The sequence below is a fragment of the Paenibacillus foliorum genome (genome assembly GCF_013141765.1).
GTDB lineage: Bacteria > Bacillota > Bacilli > Paenibacillales > NBRC-103111 > Paenibacillus_S > Paenibacillus_S foliorum.
On the sequence record NZ_WHOD01000055.1, the window covers coordinates 289,993 to 309,938 of the forward strand.

The window sequence follows — 19,946 nt, forward strand, 5'->3', positions numbered from 1 at the left end:
ATTGTTGCAATTTTTTTGAAGGGGAGCGCGCAATGAGACAGAAAGTGGCAAGGTTAGTCAACTCAGATAAGGGGTTATCCCTAATGTATGTGCCTGCTTTATGTTTATTTCTACTGTTTGTAGCCTACCCGCTCTTATCGGGTATCCATATATCGTTTACGAACTGGAACGGTTATTCACAAAAGTACACGTATATCGGACTTGAAAATTACAGTAAATTATTTACGGACGTACGAATGAAAAAAGCTCTGTTGAATACGTTTGTTTACGGGTTTGGAAGCGCAATCCTGCAAAATCTGTTCGGCATTTTGTATGCATTGCTTCTGAATATGAAATTTAGAAGCCGTATTTTGGTGCGTACCGTTGTTTACATGCCAGTTATCGTAGCACAGCTGATTATGGGCTATATTTGGTATTTTCTTGTCCAATATGACGGTGGTGCGATGAATGATGCCCTTCAGTTACTCGGTTTCGCGCCGGTTGACTGGATGGCTGAAGGTACACGCGCCGTCTGGATGATTACAGGCATCAACGCTTTTCAGTATATCGGCACATCCATGATTATTTATTTGGCGGGGATACAGGGTATACCGCAATCGCTGCAGGAGGCGGCCACTATTGACGGTGCGAATGCGTGGAACCGGTTCCGTCATATTACGCTGCCTTTGCTTATTCCAGCCGTTACAACAAGCTTTATGCTCAATTTAATCGGCGGTCTGGAGCTGTTCGCTATCGTCATTTCGTTGACATCCGGGGGACCGGGGTTCGAAACGCATTCGATGTCGTCTTTGATCAATTATTTTTATTTTGAAAATCAGAATGCCGGTTTTGCGGCTGCGATCGGGTTCGCTACATTTGTCTTGGTCATCACGATCAGCTACATCATGCTGAAAATTTTCAGAAAGCGAGAGGTGGAGTATGGATAAGCGCTTTGCAGACTTTCTGAAAAACATGACTGGGCTCGTTATTGCGCTTATTCATTTCGTGCCTTTCTATATTCTGATTACGATGGCATTAAAAAAATCAAACGATTTCTCCTCGCGATGGAAGCTTCCGGATTACATCTTTTTGGATAATTTTCGTGTAGCCATGAGCAGTGGCAAGCTGCTGCAGGCAATGTCGAACAGCATGATTGTAACGGTCAGCTCCGTAATGCTGATTGCTTTGCTTGGTGCGATGGCCGCCTATCCATTGGCACGTGTTAAGAGCAGGTTCAACCTGACCATGATGAGCCTTATATTGTCTGTTATGATGGTCCCCAAGCTGACGGTGCTCGTTCCTCTGTACAGCCTTGTTGCCGGGCTCGGCGGGGTAAGCACGTATTGGGGAATCGTATTGCTGATCACTACCTACAAGCTATCGGCCTGCATCTTCCTGTATTCGAATTTTATCTCGACGATTCCAAGAGCACTGGACGAAGCCGCTACGATCGACGGGTGCAGCAGATTCAGTGTATTTTACCGAATCCTGCTGCCCTCGATGATGCCGGTCACCGCCACGGTCATTATTATGAACAGTGTATCGATCTGGAATGATTTTTCATTTTCTCTGTATTTCATGCAGTCGCCGCTCAAGCGTACCGTTACATTGGCGATTTCCTCTTTTTTCAGTCAAAACAACACGAATCTGAACGCTGCAGCCGCAGCTGCCTTGCTCGCAATCATTCCTGCTACGGTTTTGTACTTGTCACTGCAGAAGCATTTTGTTAAAGGGATGGTTGACGGCTCGGTTAAGTAGCTGTAAAAATGAATTAAAACAGAAACGTAAACCTGTTTTACTGAACTTCCGCTTTTATTGAGGAAAGGGGCAAATATACCTATGAACCATTCGAAACCAAGCAATTCAGGAACGGACGGCAAACATCCGGGCACTGAGAATATCGAAAACAAACCATTCACTGCCGCTGTATCCTCTCACCAACGGACATATACCAAGGTGGTTGGGCGCAAATTTCATGAGGACGGCTCCGTACGTTACTTTCCGGGCAATACAATTATATGCCCCGTTGATCCTTCAAGCGCTGTATATGCGCAGTTGCTCCGGTTAGCCGACGGGTTCCAAAAGCTGAGCTGCTCGCGTTCTTTTACGTTGCTTCCGCCTTCTAGCTATCATATGACTGTTATTCAAGGAGTTTGCGATGAAGACCGCAAGACGGAGCTGTGGACGCGCTTCTTGCCGCTGGATGCGCCGCTTGAGGAAACGGACCGGTTATTCCGGGAAAAGTGGGAAACAGTTCGTATTCCGGACGGTTTTAACATGAAGTTTCACTACCTGCATGCTGAGGGGGTCGCTCTGACCGTTAATCTGCAGCCGCTGACGGAAGATGATGCACACGAGCTGAAGATGTTCCGTGATGACGTTTCCGTTAAGCTTGGACTTCGTTTTCCCAATCACGATGACTATCACTTCCACATATCGATCGGCTACCGGATCATGGATCTGACAGGCGAGGAGGAAGAGGAGCTGCTCCGATTTAAGGAGCAGACCGAGAGAGAGCTTGGGGAGCATTTCGGCGTATACGCGTCTGTCCCGCCGAAGCTTGTTTTTTTCAAGGATATGTTTAAATTCGCCGACGCTACTGTGACTTGAATCCATTGTCAGGAGGTATCCGCTGAGAAAATGGGTTGATTTCATCGTATGAAAGAAGCATTCATCTCTACTTTTGTAGTGGTTATGAAGGCTTCTTTGTTTATATTTAAGCTTGTTTGAATTCAGGTCTGAAGAACCGTTTTGGTCGAGACTGTCTGCATCAAAGCCCGAGCCTGGTTTTGGGCTTAACATTACGTTTAATGCAAAGGCTTTGTCCTCTCCCATAATCAAATCCCATCGAGCTTGACATGCAACTAAATAGTTGCATATAATAAAGGCATGGAGAAATTGTTTAAAGCACTTGCCGATGGAACACGCAGAGAACTGCTCGACCTCTTGTTTGTGAATAACGTACAATCCTTGGGCGAGCTCTGCAACAAATGATAATGAGTCGTCAGCGGTTACGAAGCACCTTCTGCTGCTGGAAGAGGCAAGTCTTGTTACTGTCGTCTGGCAAGGCCGCGAAAAGCTTCATTATCTAAACCCAGTACCTATCGGGGAAATTTATCAACGTTGGATCGGTAAGTTCGAGCGTCACCGGATTGAGGCATTAAACACCCTAAAGCAAACCTTAGAGGAGGATTCAAATCATGAATAAGACGTCATTCATTTATACGACTTACATCGCAACTACACCCGAGAAGCTTTGGGCAGCCCTAACGAACAGCGAATTCACCAAGCAGTATTTTTTCGGTCGTGAAATCGATTCGGATTGGCAAGTTGGTTCCAGCTTTAAATTGATGAATAAAGATAAGGTTGAACATCATGGTGAAGTTCTTGTATGCGAGCCGTATCGGTTGCTCTCAGTTACTTGGAGCGTTAAAGACGGTGAAGGGGAGCGAGTATCCAAGGTTACATATGAATTAACACCCATGAACGGCACCATAAAATTGACACTCCGGCACGAGGATTTATTAGAAAAGGATATTCGCAAAGATGAAGGTAAGATGGAAGGATTCAATAACGGCTGGCCTGTCATTCTTAGCAATTTAAAGAGCTTGCTGGAAACAGGCAAAATCCTGTCAGCCTTTTAGTTTAACATTTGTTTAGGCTAATTCTACTATAATTTGCTTTTCATTCGGTCGATCTACGTTCCAAGATGCCGTTTCGTATAATCTAAGGTGATTCGAAGGAGAGATGTCCATTGAAAGCATATGAAATCCAAGGCGGTTTCGGAATTGAAAATGTGAAGGCGGCCGAACGTCCCGTCCCGGTTCCCGGTCCTAACGAAGTACTCGTCAAGATGCTGGCGGTTTCGCTTAACTCCCGTGAACAGGGCGTGATCGACGGATTGTATGACCCGAACATGAAGCTACCACTTATCCCTGTATCGGACGGCGTTGGTGAAGTTGTCGGCTTGGGGAAGCGGGCATCTAAGTTCAAGGTTGGCGACCGTGTGAGCGCGATTTTTACCCAGAGCTGGATTTCCGGCGAACCGACGAGAGCTAACTGGATCAGTACGCTTGGATATCCGCTCAACGGGCTTCTAGTGGAATATGCCGTCTTGCCCGAGGAAGGATTGGTTCGCGTACCCGGGTATTTAACGGATGAAGAAGCAGCCTCTCTCCCTTGCGCAGGTGTGACGGCGTGGCATGCCATCGTCGAGGAGGGCAAGATTAAAGCCGGTGAAACAGTCGTCGTCCAAGGAACCGGCGGCGTCTCCTTGTTCGTTCTTCAATTCGCTAAACTCCATGGCGCCGCTGTAATCATTACGTCGAGCAGCGACAAGAAACTCGAGCAGGCGAAAGCGCTAGATGCCGATTTCTGCATCAATTACAAGCAAACGCCCGATTGGGACAAAGCCGTTCTTGATTGGACGAAGGGCGTCGGGGCCGATCATATCGTCGATGTTGGTGGAGCGGCTACGCTGAACCGGTCGATCTCGGCATTACGGGTAGGCGGGCGGATCAGTATCATCGGCCTACTGTCAGGAGCCCGCGCGGAATTGGACATCGGCCCCGCCATCTTGAGGAAAGCGCGGCTTCAAGCGATTAACATCGGTAGCCGAGACATGTTCGAGGCGATGAACCGTGCGATCGAACGCTGCGAGCTTCGTCCAGTCGTTGACCGCGTGTTCCCGTTCGATCACGCCATCGATGCGCTTCGTTACAGAGGCACAGGCGCGCATTTCGGAAAGATTTGCATCGTATTTTGACACGCCGCTGTTCGATAACAAGAAAAGGGATCTGCCGCGGCAGGTCCAAGAAGCGGAAAAAAATGATCAATTCGTGGGATACATAGGCGATTAATAGGGTACAGATAGCAAAATTGAACCCGACGCCACATAGAAAAGCTAGATCGTTCAACTAACGTAAAACGATAGCTCAATAAACTACCTAAACGCGGCTGTCGGCATGTATCGGCAGCCGCGTTGCACTAACGGGAAGAATAGTTACAAACTCGATTACTTAGTCATGCCTAAACTTCGTTTATAAGCGAAGATCTCCTCGACGGCTCGATGATACCCACCCGCAGCTCGGAACGAATCGCCAATTCCAACGCATGCCTTTCGAATTGACGCATTCTTGAGCAGGAGTTCCGCAGACGCTCTGAGATCTCCCGCGGTTAAGCCTACTTGATTGAGGTGGATACCTGCACCCATTTCAGCAACACGTCGAGCTACCAGAGGTTGATCGGCGCTTTGGGGAAGTACAATCAGCGGCACTCCATAATAAAGGCCTTCACTAGTGCTGTTCATGCCGCCGTGTGTGATAAACAATTTGGCGCGTTGCAGTACTTCAAGTTGCGGTACATAGTTGCGAACGATAAAATTTGCAGGAATGTCTCCCAATTCCTCAATCCGGGTTTGTCTACCGACGGATAGAATCACGGTATATTTCGTTTCCGAGAACGCCGCAAAACAGAGCTTGTAAAAATCCGCAGCTTGATTGAAAACGGTGCCGAGTGATATGTAAATCAGGTGATCCGTGTCCACTTCAGAGAAATCAAATTGACCGTGTGAGCGAGGCACGACAGACGGTCCAACAAACTTGTACGTCTCGTCGAAGCTTTCTCCATCGGGTTGGAGGCGTTTCGACGTGTAGACGATGGTTAATGGAGCGGGATTGCAGAAAACCTCGTAGGCGGAGCCAACCTGCACATTATACTTCGCTTTCACATTACTGACCAGCTGTTGAAACTCCTGCTGTGCATGTTCAATCACGTCTGCTGGAAAATGGCGCGAGAGGTGATCTTGCAGACTGTCAAAGCTGTTTTGTTGAGATGCAAAACTCGTGCACGAGTTGATTGAAGGCAGGTTTAGGATTTGGGCAAGTAAACGTCCACAGCCGAACATCGAGTCATGAATTATGTAATCAAAACGTTCTCCTTTTGTTTGCTCCAGGACACTAGGAATGATGATGTCTGCAGTGCGCAAAAGTCCATTCACTCGAGCCCAAGGATTTCTTCCTCCGGCAAGGAACGCCTCCAAAAATTTGCCGACATCGAACGTGATCACCTCTGCGCCCGTTGGATCGACGCGATCACGAAATTGATCCGCTATAAAGTAAACCACCTCTTCGCCACGACGAATAAGTTCTTGAACCACACCGAGGGTTGGATTGATATGTCCTTCTGAACCTCCATTGATCAACAAAACACGTGCCATAGTCATCACCTTTCAGAGTTTGTGATATCGCATTCATAAGTACCTCGACCTACGAAAACACGAATTCGCCTATCTTAGTATTTTCAGGATATCATTTGAACAATCGGTTGCCCATAGATTTTCTAACAGACAATTCTGTAGCGAAACCAACTGTATATGTCAGTCCATAGGGTGTCGCCAGAACTTTGGCATCACCCCAGTAAGAAAAAGACAAGCCGGGACATTACTGTAGGTTTGTTCGAGATTTGGATGGATATGTTATATCCGGCTGATCCACAAAGCCGAAGCATCGGTACAAAGAGCCTGAGGGAAAGCGTCCCTTAGGCTTTTTTTATTTTTAGATCAACCTAAAAACAACACAAACTAATGAAATACATTGACATATCATTTATCACAGAAGGCTTGCAAGTTCTTTTATTGCTTTACCAAAACATTCGACAGCATATTACATAATAGTGTAAAAAATTTGCGTTAGTGTGCAAGTTAATTGCAACGATAAATTTTACGAATTGTTATATTATGGGATATATGGGTTAATTAAATATCATACAGCGTCACTTACTATTATTCCCTCAAAGGAGTTCTTAAGATGGACTTACACATACTAATTGAACAATTAAAAATAGATATGATAAATAAAGCTCAAGAACATAATTATAACTTTGTTCATCCAGACGTAATAGAGTTATCACAAAGACTTGATAAGCAATTAAATAATTACATGAAATTCTATCATGCTAAGAAAATTTCTCTTCATACTGCATTAACATGAAACGATAATTACATCAATTTCTTGGTATTTGTCTTTCTGCCCACTTAGCCCATGCTAACCCATGCTAACCCATGCTAACCCATGCTTAAATCATTCCATTAAAATGGAGAAATTAAGTTTAAAGTGAATGGAACTGTCTGGCGTTCTTCTGATGAAAAAGGGTCTGAAATTCCCATTGCGGCAGTCAGTGTTCAATGATAAAGCCTCTATCATGGACCATCCTCTTAAAACCTACTTTCAACAACACTCGGATCAAACCCTTCACCAAACTAGTCGTTCATTTTTTTCCTTGCTTTCCGCTTAATATCATTATCGATATACATTGCTACCTGAGTCAAGGCTAGCTTAACTATATGACAGAAATCGAGCATTACCATTGGTTCGTCGTGAAGGATCTGAAACGGCAACAAGTTGATGATTTGCCGTGAGTAGGATACGGGTACAAGTACAATAGATTCGGAAGAGATTTCCCACGAAATACAATGATTCATTGTGACACGAGAGATCAATAAACAACCACAAAAAGGCTGCCGTCAGAATTCGGCGGCTTTGTTACTCTAAAGGGCATATTTTTCAATGTTCCCGCGAAACTTTTACCATGATCTGGAAGTAAAAGGAAGTGGGGGTGAGGGAATTGAATATTAAACGATTTGTACTGACACTGCTGATTGGACTATTTGTTTCTCTGTTAGTGTCAGGAGCGACCTGCTATGCCTGCAGTTGTATATCGCTAACCTTGGAGCAGAAGATCGAGAGAGCGGAGCAGATTTTTACCGGCAAGGTGGTGGGGATCTGGCACAATAAAAAGTTGGATCAAGCTAAAGTGGAGTTTGAGGTTACGAGCATTTATAAAGGGGATGTTCCTTCGGTAACACATGTTTTTTCCAGTACTATTAGTACGAAGTGCGGTATTTCTTTTCAGTTTGGCAAATCGTATCTTGTATTCAAAAATTCGGATGGGACGACTTCATTCTGTTCGGGAACCGGAGCCATAAATGATGAGAAGCCGCTTGACGAACGTCTGGGTAAACCATTGCAGACGTATGAGCATGTCTCCTCGTTGGGCCTTAATGACATCAAACTGCGTTATCATTACGAAGAAATCGGTGCTGTCCGTATCGACCCGAGAGATAAGGCGCTAATACCCCTTCAGGATCACTTGTTTAAGGAAGTGGGAATTGAGCGATTGAGTAATCCGGACGACCACGAGCAAATCCGTTTAGCCAAAGGGAATAAGGAGGTAACCGTCTTTACGGGAAGCAACATCCTATTGCTGAAAAATGGACCCAAATATATGGATTCGATAAGCATTCGGGACATTGGTATCGTTTACGCGCCTCTTCGTGACCTTATGGAGGAATTGGATTTTAGCGTAGTCTGGAATGAACAGGATCGTTCCATTACGCTCAACGATAACAATGCCGTTGTCAGCCTGCCGAATAAAATAGAAAACTTCAGTAAGCTGGAAGCTTTCCAGAGAAATATTAGCAAGAATGTGCCTGATAACATGCGCATTGTTCGTTATTCCATAGATTCGGGCCCCATCTATATTGACTTGGACTATCGGGATGATAGCGTTAGCATCTGGATGAAATTCGATCCCATACGGGACAAAATGACGGTTGAGAAAGCCTATAAGGTCTCCTGCAAATCCATGATATGGGAGGAAAAACCATGGAGTGGGAAGCTACTTTCTCTTGATGGATGCAGCGACGGCCAAAAGCATTACTTACTCAGTATCATCCCTATTTTAAAACCAACATGAAAAACTATATAGCTAAATAAAAACAAGGATGAGGCTGACGGCATGGATCAGCAGCCGCGTTGTGCTAACGGGCAGATTATAAATGAGTGGAGGAAAGTATGATTAAAGCGATCATTTTTGATATGGACGGCGTCATTATTGACTCTCACTCGGTTGCTTATCAGCTTTTATGTGAGACAGCTAATACATTTGGTTGCAACTTAACCATTGAGAAGATCAAGATCTGGGGAAGTCTTAGTTCTAGGCAGTTTTGGACAAGAGTGAAAGAACAATATAACCTGCCACATGATATTTCTTTATTGATCACGAGCTACAATCAAGATAGGGAAATAGAACTTTACAAATTTATGGAACCTGTCCCAGGAGTAAAAGAATTTCTACACGACATCAAAAGAAATCAGGTAAAGATCGCTTTAGCCACTAGCGCTACTAAAAAAAGAATGGATGCTGTGATTGATCTGTTTGGGCTCCGTACACTTTTTGATGTAATCGTCTGTGACGAAGAAGTGGTGGCGTCCAAACCCGATCCTCAGATATTCCTATTGGCGAGCCAAAAACTTGCTGTTGAACCTGTTGAATGTTTGGTAATTGAAGACTCAGAAAATGGAAAAATTGCTGCTAAGAAAGCAGGTATGAAGTGTCTTGGATTTAAGGGATTGAGCCATGTAAATGAAAACATGGAGGGTTCTGACATGTTATTCTTTAGTTTTAATGAACTCAATATAAAGGAATTACAGAAACAAATTTAATAATCTTCGTTGTTCCGCTCTAACGGAATACTATACTTGAGGATCTGCAGATGAGCAGTTCCTCTTTTCATAGTAACGATCAGGATAGTTTTATGGATAATAGAGGATAATTTGGTTTTAAAGAGAAATAATGCATGTGATTTAATTGCTATATACGGAGGGGGAAATAAGTATGGGTTTAAATGTGGAGAAGTTGGATTTAAAAATGGTGGATATTTCAGGTTCGAAGTTGCAGGAGGTCAGAGCTGAAGAGCTTGATATCAATAATGTCAGCTTGGTAAAGACAAAAATTAATAACACGAACATGAGCAAAATGAATTTGAATGATGTAAACATGGGTGGAACTAATATTTCAAATGCTAATTTATCCGGCATAGGAATCCAGCATGCTAATTTTAGTCACGCTGTTATTGATCATGTCCATTTATTTGGGACACAATTTCACAATGTGGTTCTTCCTCAGGAAGGAGACGGAAACTATAATCCCGAAGGACAATATAAACCAGTAAGTTTTCATAACTGTAATCTGTCAAACGGGCAGCTAAGAAACTGTGATTTATCAAATGTTGAGATCGTTGATTGTGACATTTCAGGACTTAAAATAAACGGTATCCTACTTGTTGATTTAATCAAAAACAGAGCTTGATATTATGCTATCGGGACACGAGTTAATTAGATCATGATGCCAATTTCATCAAGAATTAAAGGGGAAGTTATGTCTAAAATCATCTTATTTAGGGGTAAGTCTGGAACTGGTAAATCGACCTTATCAAATGAGCTTGCTAAAAGACTCAAACTACCTGTATTACATAAGGACGATATTTACGATTCAGTTGCTGGTTTTATCCCCGAACATGATTTAAGAAACAAAATATGCTTCGAATTTCTGTATCGTTTCTTACAAACGGTTATTGATTCTGGTGCAACGATTATACTTGATTTTGGGTTGAATAATACTGATGGCGTACGAAGATTAAAGACCTGGGTTGAGGAAAGAGGCGGGGAATTAATAACATTCCAATGTACATGTAGTGATGAGTCAATTTGGTCTGAGAGACTTGTTGAACGAAGTATAAATCCATTGCCTAATCAGTTGATTACTAATTTATCCGAACTCAAAGAATATTATAAGAATTTAAAGACGGAGTATCTTGAAGGAGAATTGATTCTGGATACGGTAAAGGAAATAGTATCACTTATTGATCAAGTCGAAGCTTTTATCTTGGAACAAAATAATTGAATAAACTAAAACTAGCTAACATCTTGTCAACATTTTTCTCTTAAATTAATCTGACAGAGGCATGAAAAAGGGCATGTTAAAGAACATTCCTTATGAACATTGGATGGTTTTTCATTTTGGATGAGAACTACGGCATCTAAGCCGAGTCGTGGAAGGACTCTTGCTTGACTTAAAGTGCATAGATCCAGTGAAAGTGCTTGTTTATATGAGAGGACTGTGGAGATGAAACAATCTGGAATCGTATTGGTTGCTAGTGTTTTCATAATTCAAGAAGACAAAGTGAGATCAGTGATTGTAAGTGGATTTTGGCATCGGATTTATTGATTCCTAACCAATATGAATCAGGTGCAACTAAATAGCAGTTTAACGCAATAATGTGTTTTAATTGCAGACACGGTTCGCTGTTAACTAGAATAAAAAACCCTTCCTAAAGGAAGGGTTAAATTAATGTTTCAATAATTTGGATTAAACCTGCATGTCCGATTCATTTTATCCTAAACTTCTTTGGGAATTTCACTATATTTAGCAAAATTGTCTAGAAACGCCTGCCAGCCTGCTTTTTGCATCTCAATGGAATTGGTGCTTTCTGCGTCAAAAGTTTCAATTATCTTAGTATCGTTTTCTTGACTAATAAAAGTGATCGTAACTATTCTTCCATCTCCCAAAGTGTATGAAATAAATTCATTTGTTCTCACATCATCATAAACTCCACCAAAATCAAATCCAAAGCTTCCATCCTTTGCTTCCATTCTTGTAAGGAATTTTCCACCAACTCTTAAATCATTTTCAGCATTTGGTGCATGCCAGTCATTAGAAGCAAAAGACCATTTCGTTATATGCTGTGGTTCTGTCCAATATTCCCACACTTTTTCAACTGGTGCATGAACTGTGGTTTCTACCGTTATTATCTGATTACCTGTTTCCATTATAATTACCGCCTCACTATATGTAATTTAGATCATCTATGGTTAATTATACCATTAAACTATAGGAGAACCAATGCTCAATAATCACCACAACGAGGCTGCTGGCATGGATCGGTAGCCGTTGTTGCGCTAACGGTACTACTTTATAACAATAGGTCATTAGAGTAAAATCGAATGTAGTTCCACAAAATGTAAGTGTTAAAATTACGTTTTCACGAATTAATTCTTGATGTGAATCGAAAATAAGCAAATTTAAACAAGCTATTTTCTCTTTTTCCAAAGCATTAAACCTTTATTATTTAGTAAAAGATAAAAGCTCAAATTTGATTACTTAATATAAATTGATGAATCACGCGATTAAAAAGGGAATGGGGAGGAGATAAACATAATTGAGACCTATAATACAGCTACTTCATTTTGGCTATCATCAGGCGATGAGCTGCATATTTCCTGTTGCTATCTTTGGAACTTTAGCTCTCTCTAGCGTAATAAAAGTTCCTTTCATTCATCGTTATGATGCCATTCTAATAATATTGCTTGGAGTGCAATACCTCATGTACCGCAGCGGATTAGAGACACATGATGAAATCAAAGTAATCTGTACATTTCACTTTATTGGTTTGGTGCTGGAGTTATATAAGGTATGGATGGGATCATGGTCATACCCTGAGCCTGGGTATACGAAAATGCTCGGTGTCCCGCTCTATAGCGGATTTATGTATGCAAGTGTAGCAAGCTATATGTGTCAGGTATGGCGAAGACTACGGATGGACATGACCGGGTGGCCGGGGCTAACACCTTCGGTGCTGCTAGGTGGAGCTATCTATTTCAACTTTTTTACTCATCATTTTATTCCCGATTTTCGTTGGTGGCTGACGGCGCTTGTATTTATTATTTTTTGGAAAACATGGATTATATATCGGGTACGGACTGTAACTTATCGAATGCCCTTAACGTTCGCTTTTATCATTGTAGGTTTATTCATCTGGTTAGCTGAAAATATTGCCACATTTTTTGGTGCTTGGAAATACCCTGACCAGCACCAAACCTGGCAACTAGTTAGTTTCAGTAAGATCAGCTCGTGGTTCCTTCTGGTAATCATTAGCGTCATCATCGTTGCCCAGCTTAAACATGTTAAAGCCAAAACACTAAAACAGGCGAAGTTATTTCATTAATGAGAGAAGAAATGGGGGCTGCAGAAGATGAAAAGCCACTCGAAAAATTTCTTGAATGGCAAAGGGAGAACATTGAAAAAGCCATAAACATAATTGAGGATGAAGACGGGGTTTACGTTAACTTCACACTTTAAAGAGCCATTCAAGGAGAATGGTAAGGAGCAGGGGGTGGAAATAAAGGAATAAGAAGGGGAAGATCTCTTTTTTATAGAATTCATACTAAATAAGTGATTGATAATGTAGGAGGCGGTACCATTGAAAACAATCCAAAAGATGTATGAACATCTAAATTGGGCTAATCAACGCATTCTAGAAGCCTTGCAAAATGTTGAAGTTAAGGACCAACAGGTAAGTTTATTTACTCATATTCTCTATTCAGAACAAGTATGGATTACTAGAATAAAAGGAAAGGACAGTTCACAAATGCCCATCTGGTCGGATGGTGATCTAGAAGTCTGTGAAAAGCTTATTAAACAAAATGAAGATAATTTCAAAACACTTCTCACTGAAATAGCAAAGACTGACTTAGATAACTTAATATCATACACAAACAGTAAAGGTAAAGAGTTTAAGACTTCCACACGAGATATTTTAACTCATGTAGCACTACATGGTCAGTATCATCGGGGACAGATTAACTCACGAATTCGAGCAGAAGGTTTTGAACCAGTGAACACTGATTATATTACTTTTGTGAGATAGATGTATCTAACGGGAAACTATAGTTGAACAAAACAAGGAGCAGTTCTGCATGGCAGCTGCTCCTTGTTTTTATTAAGCTATTGGGTTGATTACTCTAATAGAGAGTTTAATTAAAAGAGCAATCGAAGGTGAGAAGATTACAGTTCACCTAATTTGTTGCATTTCCAGTAAAAACGTTTTATTGATGGTACGAATAGGTGAATATTGATAGTAAAGTTCTTATCATCCCAAGGCGAGCTGACGATGGCGTTCACATTTGGTTTAGGTTATAGTGTTGTTAGGTGATAATAATGGACAAAAAAATGCTAGCAGCTGATCAAGCTGCTGAGATGATTAAGGACGGAATGGTCGTCGGTCTGGGCACGGGTTCGACGGCTTATTGGGCCATTCATAGGCTCAGCCAACGAATCAAGGAGGGGCTCCAGATCCGGGCCGTTCCGACATCGGAGCATACGAAACAGATGGCGATGGACCTCGATATTCCCCTCGTGACCTTTGCAGATATTGAACATGTGGACGTAACAATAGACGGCGCAGACGAGATCAGTCCGGACTTCCATCTGATCAAAGGCGGTGGCGGGGCGCTGTATCGGGAGAAAGTGGTGGCGCAACAATCCAAGATCGTAATGATCGTAGCCGACGATTCGAAGCAGGTTGAACAACTTGGCGCTTTTCCTTTGCCGGTAGAAATCGTTCCTTTCGGCTGGGAACCGACAGCGAGGCAAATCCAAAAGCTCGGCTGCAGAACAACGCTGCGAAAAACGGATGAGCGGGCTTTCACCACCGACAATGGAAATTGGATTCTGGACTGCGATTTCGGCCGCATTGACGATCCCTCTGCCTTACATCGGTCGCTGAAGATGCTAACGGGGGTCGTGGAAACAGGGCTGTTTCTGCATGCGGCGGATCTCGTATTCATTGGAACTAATGACGGGGTCATAAGGAAAGAAAGAAGCGACACTATGAAGATTAAATGAGCGATCTGCCGGGGATTGGTAAACAGATCTTGTTGACAACGGCCATTGACAATATAAATCAAAAAACGTGTATGTAATTACAAATTTTGAAAACATCGCCCGAAACAGGTGGTGTTTTTTTCTTTGTATTAGCCCCCACGGCAGCTGTGGGACTTTTCGGGATTGAGATAAAGTCCTTGTCATAATCCGACAACAACAGATACCAGACGAAGAATATCGAGCGGCAGCGGGGGGGAGAGGAAGAGCAGGAGGATGATGATGATTGAATTGAATTGAAATTATTGATTGATTGAATTGATTAATAAAGGTTACTTTTGTATGGATTAGAGTCAGGTAACAAGATGAATATTAAGATACTTCAGGCCTCTATTTACTTTTTCTCTTATATTTAAAATAACCAGCAAGAGACTTTAAAGCGAACAAAACAGCCATAGCTGCCCCAATTAATAAATAGGAGTTTTGTATAACAGAAATCCAATGATAAACAATGGTCATTTTAAACCTCTAGTTTTAGATGATTTTAAAGTATAGCCAGCTATCAGATATTTTAATCAAATATAGGCTATGCCCCAGAATATATAGAGGGCATAGCCAGATGGAGTGTAACAACCGAATGAGCAGACTCAAGGACGAATATTAAGTTAAGCCTTGCCAAACTTGGGTCGAATGATCCCTCCAACTATCTTCTTAGTCTTCAGGTGTACGGTCCAAATATAGACGAGTTACTGAAGTGGAGTCACCTTTTTCAATTTCCTCTTCATTCGCCTTTTCTTCAAGTGGATCGTGTGTGTTCATGCCTGGGGCGATTGTCGGCTCATCGTTTTCAGTATCTTTCATGAATAACACTCCTTATGTTTTTATAAGTCTTATGTTGGAACAATTTTACTTAAAATATTCACACTGATCTCAGCGTTTGCACAGTGATAATGCCTTAGGACAGTTCTGTGCCTAACACGGGAATACATGGGAAGGAGGTGCCGTGAAAGAAAAAAGGTTTTTGATTTGCTTCCAAGACGTTCTAGATGGCCTAATACCATTTCGGCCATACCGAAAAGGATGAAGCGAGTTATGAAGCTGCTGGGAAAATATTTCAGAAATTTGGCTACTATTTGCATAAATGCTCAATGGTATTAGCTACCAAATGGATCTATCCGAGGATCATCGTGACCAGGAGGAGGTTCAACAAGTACCATTGTCATACTCACATCAAGCACTTCCAACGATGGAGGGGCCCATTCTTTTTTCATGAAATCAACACCTTTCATTATACTTGTTCTTAATAAAGAACATTAAACCTTTCGCTTATGATTGTCAATAAAAATACGATGCCCAAGGGCAACAACTGGTGACTAGGTAGAGAGGAGGTATGAGCGTCCGTGGGAGCCAGCCTGGCTTGATCGATAGAATCACCAAATGGCTGGACAATACAGCAAGAGAGCAGGTAACTAAATGTGGACGAAAGATTTAGAATAGATTAGGCTATGCATGACCTAACGGATCGGGAGAAGCAGTGTTTCATGATGTACCATGTGGACTGTATGAGTGAGTATGATATCGTTTTAGAGTTACATCTGGGGAGGAGTACCGTGCAGAACTTTATCGAACAAGCTACAAAGAAAATTGAAGATACGAAAATGAACAGATTGTTCCTTTTGGAATAGGCTGTTTTTATTTGCGTATAGATAATTATTAAATCATGGAGGTGTCACGTTTGAAAACCAAAGTTAGGTTGCTTGCACATTATCAAGAAGGACTGCTCGAGAATGAAATAAATGAATTCTTAGGTGGCTTAGAATTGAATGGAGGCGAGATTATAGATATTAAATACAGCAGCGCTGTTTGTCTAGATAAAAACAGTAAAAGCAATGATGGTACGCTAGAATTATACTCAGCACTAGTGATTTATCAGATTCAAAAAAAATGAATGGAGCTATTATTCCAAGAATTACGAAGAACAATAGAGGAAAATCAGGTCGATAGGGGAGTTGAATTGAAAGTGCTGTACTCATCTCTCTTCTGTAATATTTGAATCTCATGAGCACAGCATTTTGATGTTTGCTAATTACACGAGGATAAGTTGCATTAATCGATTATAAAGATCAATGAACGATCCCCCGAGAAATAAGTAATATAGCACACTGCCACACATTGCAAGAAACAAAATTTTAATGATTTTCAATAATTTCGACCCCATTTTTATAATATTTCTTCTATGTCACTTGTTTAAGTTACTTTAAAAATATGAAAACAGCAATGGTTTTTTCTATCATCTAAGCTTGAAGAAAATCCAACTTAACACAAAGAGGTGCATTATGAGAATAGAAACACTGCCACTCTGCCAGCTCCAGCCCAACGGTTCATCTGAAGATCTCCTATCTTTCCATGAAGTAACGGGGTGCCGCGTTGGAGAGGTACACAAAACCAACGTTGAAGATCTCAACTGGGAAAATTGTTGGAAATTGTAAACGGGAAAGGGTCCGAGCAGAGAGCAGTCTACTTCACCACCGAGTGCAAAGCTTAAGTCCAGAATAGAGTATCGGTAATTAAATTGGCTGGTTACCGGTACTCAACTAAAAGCAGTATACCTCCGTTAGGAAAATAGTGGTAAGATTAGATTTCTTATTACTTGAAAAATGGGAGGACGATGATGTGGGTTCAAGAATAATGCACGTGATTATTGCTAATAGAATTGCAGAGTGTCTGTCGATAGAAAATAGAACACAATTTTTACTTGGAAGCATTGCTCCAGATGCTGTTTCACCTAAAGACGCATCACATTTCTTTATAGGTGATGTACGAGATTATTCAAGAAGCATTGATTACAAAGGATTCTTATATAAATATAGTTCAAAAGAACAAAGTCATTATGTATTGGGATACTTTACACATTTAATCGCTGATCATTTATGGTTGAAAGGTTTTTATTTACCTTGGTTGAGAAACAGAATGGAAGCTAATAAAGACGTACTGAATTTATACCATAATGATTTCAGATTACTAAATGGAAAATTATTAGAATACTATGGTTTTAAAGATGAATTAAGAAAAACGCTTTGTAATACTCCAACAATCTTTGATTTACAAGAGGTTAAGTCCAAAAATGTTGAAGAATTCATTCCTTATGTATTAGGAGATATGGAGTACGATACGGAAGTCATAAATGAAAAACTAAATGTATTTACATTTGATCAGATAGTTGGTTATATAGAGACATCAGTTGATTTGGGAATGTTGAATATTAAATCCTATTCTTCAACTTAATAATGAATAGCCATATATGATTCAACTACCGGAGAAATCGGCTGACTTATCTAAATTAACATTAGGTACCGCGTTTTAATAATAAAAATTATCCATTTTGGATTAAAGACCTTTAGCATAAAGCTTAGGTCTTTTTTGTTATAATCCTGCATAGTAACCGGCTAATACAGGAATATTTAGCCATTTTTTTGTCTGAAGTGGGTACTAATCCATGCCGTAAGCATATATAACGAATATCTTACTTGTAGAAATCAAAAGGAGGGATATTAGATGACTGGTGTTCTTGGTAGTGGGTTTACTTCTACTGGAGTAATATTGGTTCTTTTCATTTTATTAGTTATCGTGTTATCGGCTGGTTTCTGTATTTAATGATGTTTTATTAAAACAGAAAGGACAATTCCTGCGGGTAATTGTCCTTTTTACTTCGATGATTATTACAAAATTATGATTCAATTCAAACAAGGGACGCGTGCATATGAATTATTTAGAAATGGTGTCTCGACTTGGTTTAGGGAAGGGAGCGCACATCCAGGCGGATTTACGGCACGTTACAGCAGTAATTATTTTTAGGCTCCAAACCATACAACAATTTGAATATAAATAGTAATGAAGCACCTCCAACGCTCATATAAACAAAACCCCTTTCCAAAGTAGAACCTTAACTTACGCGGAGGTTCTTATTTGTACCACACAAAATACATAAGTACAAAACACTTAATGGTTCATTCAGATGTGTGATAATAACATAACGTAAGCAGGGCTCCCTACAATATTGGAAGCATATTACGAGCTTGCCAGTCCTATCATCGCTTAGCTTCTTCACACTTTATGGCACGTTTCAGAGTCGCAGTTGGCCGATATCCGCATTTTAAAGGCGTCATTATCTAATCAATTTCATGATGTGCGTACCCTAGGATTACATGAATTGAAGGAGAAGATGGATAAAGGTAATGTGATAATGACTAAGTATGTGCTACATCAGTCTGCTGAGACTAATTTTTGAATTCATGTCAATTGAAGATGGAGATGAAATCGTAGCTGGTAACACCATTCTCAAATTTCTTCTTACACCAGACCATACACCAGAGCATCTTTCCATCCTGGTAACTGATCGGGTACGAGGGGACGATCCTTGGTTCCTAATTACGGGGCACACGCTTATGGTCGGTGATGTTGGTCGGACGGAGCTTACTGGCGCAGCAGAGGATGGGGCAAGGCAATTGTATAACTCCGTTTACAATAAACTACTTCAGATGCCCGATCACTTAGAACTTTTTGCGGGTGCCTACGCGGGATCAGTATGTGGTCGTAGCTTGAGCGGCAAGCCTTCATCGACAATTGGTTTTGAAAAGAAGAACAATAAGGCGCTTCAGTTTAAAGACGAAGATGCCTTCGTGTCTTTCATGTTGAAGGAAATCCCTGAGCAACCGGCATCTTTTAGAGAGATTCGAGACTTCAATAGGGGCTTTCGTGCTGAGCGCCCTACTATTGGGATGTTGAAAGTAGGAGTATTTGACGCTTGCCTTACTTCATTGTAAGTGGTCATGTTGAATATGGAATAAATAGAATAATAAAAGGTTGATCTTGGAATTGTGCCTTTGGTTAAGTTAATAGAAAAAAGGGATTAGTCATTGTGAATCTTACATGACCAATCCCTTTTTCAAATAAAAAATTGTGATGAATTTCGAACGTATGACCAAATTACTTCCTAGTCCAATTGTGATTGAAAACGTGATTTACAGTAAGATGCGAGGCAGCATCATTGGTTAAAGAAATAAAGGTCGGCACATTACATTACAGAGCTTATACAGAACATTACATCCCCAAAGAATAAATAAGTATAATTATAGATTTAGTTTTGTCTGTTTATAAATCCTACAGATGGGGAAAATATCCAAGAAGAACTTGATTGAGGATGAGCCTAATATTTACTCTGCCAGTAATTAAATAAGACGTAATGGACGTTATGGAAATAATGTCAAGAATTCGTTGATAAAATGAATGGATTGATACTAACTTTGATATGTGGTGTTTGATAACAGATAACAAATCCATGTTTGTAGAAGTAAGATATGCAAATTAGCTAGATGTAAAACATATAGCTTTTCTGAGCGATCTGTGTAACAAGTTGATAAACAAAGGAAATGGTTTGAAGCTCATGGGTTTCTCTATGCTGACAGCGA

Annotated in this window: 23 protein-coding genes; 19 read left to right on the plus strand and 4 right to left on the minus strand. The window is 41.0% G+C overall.

The window, feature by feature from the left end; translation table 11 throughout:
- The first annotated feature begins 32 nt into the window (after positions 1 to 32).
- The 5 genes from GC093_RS14540 to GC093_RS14560 all read left to right on the plus strand — a co-directional run bounded on the left by GC093_RS14540 (position 33) and on the right by GC093_RS14560 (position 4,744).
- Positions 33 to 926, plus strand: a complete 894-nt coding sequence (locus GC093_RS14540) for a carbohydrate ABC transporter permease (protein ID WP_216624631.1) — start codon at positions 33 to 35, stop codon at positions 924 to 926.
- Positions 919 to 1,737 (plus strand): carbohydrate ABC transporter permease, encoded by an 819-nt coding sequence (locus GC093_RS14545; protein ID WP_171652586.1) that lies wholly within the window; start codon positions 919 to 921, stop codon positions 1,735 to 1,737. Before GC093_RS14540 ends, GC093_RS14545 begins: the two co-directional genes overlap by 8 nt.
- Positions 1,738 to 1,818: 81 nt before the next feature.
- Positions 1,819 to 2,589: a DUF1868 domain-containing protein gene (locus GC093_RS14550; protein ID WP_171652587.1), complete on the plus strand. Its 771-nt coding sequence runs from the start codon at positions 1,819 to 1,821 to the stop codon at positions 2,587 to 2,589.
- Positions 2,590 to 3,179: 590 nt separating this feature from the next.
- Positions 3,180 to 3,623: an SRPBCC family protein gene (locus GC093_RS14555; RefSeq protein WP_171652588.1), complete on the plus strand. Its 444-nt coding sequence runs from the start codon at positions 3,180 to 3,182 to the stop codon at positions 3,621 to 3,623.
- Positions 3,624 to 3,733: 110 nt separating this feature from the next.
- Positions 3,734 to 4,744 carry a zinc-dependent alcohol dehydrogenase family protein gene (locus GC093_RS14560; RefSeq protein ID WP_171652589.1) on the plus strand — a complete coding sequence of 337 codons (1,011 nt, stop codon included), beginning with the start codon at positions 3,734 to 3,736 and terminating at the stop codon, positions 4,742 to 4,744.
- A 249-nt stretch (positions 4,745 to 4,993) separates the two neighbouring features.
- Here GC093_RS14560 and GC093_RS14565 read toward each other — a convergent pair whose 3' ends face one another.
- Positions 4,994 to 6,196 (minus strand): macrolide family glycosyltransferase, encoded by a 1,203-nt coding sequence (locus tag GC093_RS14565; protein WP_171652590.1) that lies wholly within the window; start codon positions 6,194 to 6,196, stop codon positions 4,994 to 4,996.
- Between the two features lie 589 nt (positions 6,197 to 6,785).
- Between GC093_RS14565 and GC093_RS14570 the strand changes: the two genes are divergently transcribed.
- The 5 genes from GC093_RS14570 (at position 6,786) to GC093_RS14590 (ending at position 10,722) form a co-directional block, all read left to right on the plus strand.
- On the plus strand, positions 6,786 to 6,968 hold the full coding sequence (locus tag GC093_RS14570; protein ID WP_171652591.1) for an aspartyl-phosphate phosphatase Spo0E family protein: 183 nt from the start codon (positions 6,786 to 6,788) through the stop codon (positions 6,966 to 6,968).
- Positions 6,969 to 7,602: 634 nt separating this feature from the next.
- On the plus strand, positions 7,603 to 8,733 hold the full coding sequence (locus tag GC093_RS14575) for a stalk domain-containing protein (protein ID WP_171652592.1): 1,131 nt from the start codon (positions 7,603 to 7,605) through the stop codon (positions 8,731 to 8,733).
- 98 nt (positions 8,734 to 8,831) lie between these two features.
- Positions 8,832 to 9,482 (plus strand): HAD family hydrolase, encoded by a 651-nt coding sequence (locus GC093_RS14580; protein ID WP_171652593.1) that lies wholly within the window; start codon positions 8,832 to 8,834, stop codon positions 9,480 to 9,482.
- 172 nt (positions 9,483 to 9,654) lie between these two features.
- Positions 9,655 to 10,128, plus strand: coding sequence for a pentapeptide repeat-containing protein (locus tag GC093_RS14585; protein WP_171652594.1), 474 nt, complete (start codon positions 9,655 to 9,657; stop codon positions 10,126 to 10,128).
- A gap of 33 nt (positions 10,129 to 10,161) precedes the next feature.
- Positions 10,162 to 10,722, plus strand: a complete 561-nt coding sequence (locus GC093_RS14590) for a P-loop nucleotide/nucleoside kinase family protein (RefSeq protein ID WP_246314301.1) — start codon at positions 10,162 to 10,164, stop codon at positions 10,720 to 10,722.
- 494 nt (positions 10,723 to 11,216) lie between these two features.
- Here GC093_RS14590 and GC093_RS14595 read toward each other — a convergent pair whose 3' ends face one another.
- Positions 11,217 to 11,648, minus strand: a complete 432-nt coding sequence (locus tag GC093_RS14595) for an SRPBCC family protein (protein WP_171652596.1) — start codon at positions 11,646 to 11,648, stop codon at positions 11,217 to 11,219.
- 389 nt (positions 11,649 to 12,037) lie between these two features.
- Between GC093_RS14595 and GC093_RS14600 the strand changes: the two genes are divergently transcribed.
- The 4 genes from GC093_RS14600 to rpiA all read left to right on the plus strand — a co-directional run bounded on the left by GC093_RS14600 (position 12,038) and on the right by rpiA (position 14,502).
- On the plus strand, positions 12,038 to 12,823 hold the full coding sequence (locus GC093_RS14600; RefSeq protein WP_171652597.1) for a DUF817 domain-containing protein: 786 nt from the start codon (positions 12,038 to 12,040) through the stop codon (positions 12,821 to 12,823).
- The gene (locus tag GC093_RS36410; protein WP_281365241.1) at positions 12,823 to 12,957 is read left to right on the plus strand and encodes a hypothetical protein; all 135 of its coding nucleotides are present in this window, start codon (positions 12,823 to 12,825) and stop codon (positions 12,955 to 12,957) included. The genes GC093_RS14600 and GC093_RS36410 overlap by 1 nt, the downstream gene beginning before the upstream one ends.
- Positions 12,958 to 13,078: 121 nt before the next feature.
- Complete coding sequence (locus tag GC093_RS14605) at positions 13,079 to 13,525, plus strand: DinB family protein (RefSeq protein ID WP_171652598.1); 447 nt, start codon at positions 13,079 to 13,081, stop codon at positions 13,523 to 13,525.
- Positions 13,526 to 13,815: 290 nt separating this feature from the next.
- Positions 13,816 to 14,502: a ribose-5-phosphate isomerase RpiA gene (gene rpiA / locus GC093_RS14610; protein ID WP_171652599.1), complete on the plus strand. Its 687-nt coding sequence runs from the start codon at positions 13,816 to 13,818 to the stop codon at positions 14,500 to 14,502.
- 687 nt (positions 14,503 to 15,189) lie between these two features.
- On the opposite strand, the gene GC093_RS14615 is transcribed toward rpiA, so the two are convergent.
- Positions 15,190 to 15,339: a hypothetical protein gene (locus GC093_RS14615; protein WP_171652600.1), complete on the minus strand. Its 150-nt coding sequence runs from the start codon at positions 15,337 to 15,339 to the stop codon at positions 15,190 to 15,192.
- Between the two features lie 293 nt (positions 15,340 to 15,632).
- Entirely contained in the window at positions 15,633 to 15,749 is a 117-nt protein-coding gene (locus GC093_RS14620) for a paeninodin family lasso peptide (RefSeq protein WP_171652601.1), read from the minus strand.
- A gap of 234 nt (positions 15,750 to 15,983) precedes the next feature.
- Between GC093_RS14620 and GC093_RS36900 the strand changes: the two genes are divergently transcribed.
- The 5 genes from GC093_RS36900 to GC093_RS14635 all read left to right on the plus strand — a co-directional run bounded on the left by GC093_RS36900 (position 15,984) and on the right by GC093_RS14635 (position 19,301).
- Positions 15,984 to 16,163 (plus strand): sigma factor-like helix-turn-helix DNA-binding protein, encoded by a 180-nt coding sequence (locus GC093_RS36900; RefSeq protein WP_376768651.1) that lies wholly within the window; start codon positions 15,984 to 15,986, stop codon positions 16,161 to 16,163.
- Positions 16,164 to 16,213: 50 nt separating this feature from the next.
- Complete coding sequence (locus GC093_RS14625) at positions 16,214 to 16,426, plus strand: sporulation protein Cse60 (protein WP_171652602.1); 213 nt, start codon at positions 16,214 to 16,216, stop codon at positions 16,424 to 16,426.
- A 725-nt stretch (positions 16,427 to 17,151) separates the two neighbouring features.
- On the plus strand, positions 17,152 to 17,763 hold the full coding sequence (locus tag GC093_RS14630) for a zinc dependent phospholipase C family protein (protein WP_171652603.1): 612 nt from the start codon (positions 17,152 to 17,154) through the stop codon (positions 17,761 to 17,763).
- Positions 17,764 to 18,033: 270 nt separating this feature from the next.
- The gene (locus GC093_RS35950; RefSeq protein WP_246314304.1) at positions 18,034 to 18,132 is read left to right on the plus strand and encodes a YjcZ family sporulation protein; all 99 of its coding nucleotides are present in this window, start codon (positions 18,034 to 18,036) and stop codon (positions 18,130 to 18,132) included.
- 599 nt (positions 18,133 to 18,731) lie between these two features.
- Complete coding sequence (locus GC093_RS14635; protein ID WP_171652604.1) at positions 18,732 to 19,301, plus strand: MBL fold metallo-hydrolase; 570 nt, start codon at positions 18,732 to 18,734, stop codon at positions 19,299 to 19,301.
- Positions 19,302 to 19,946: the final 645 nt, after the last annotated feature.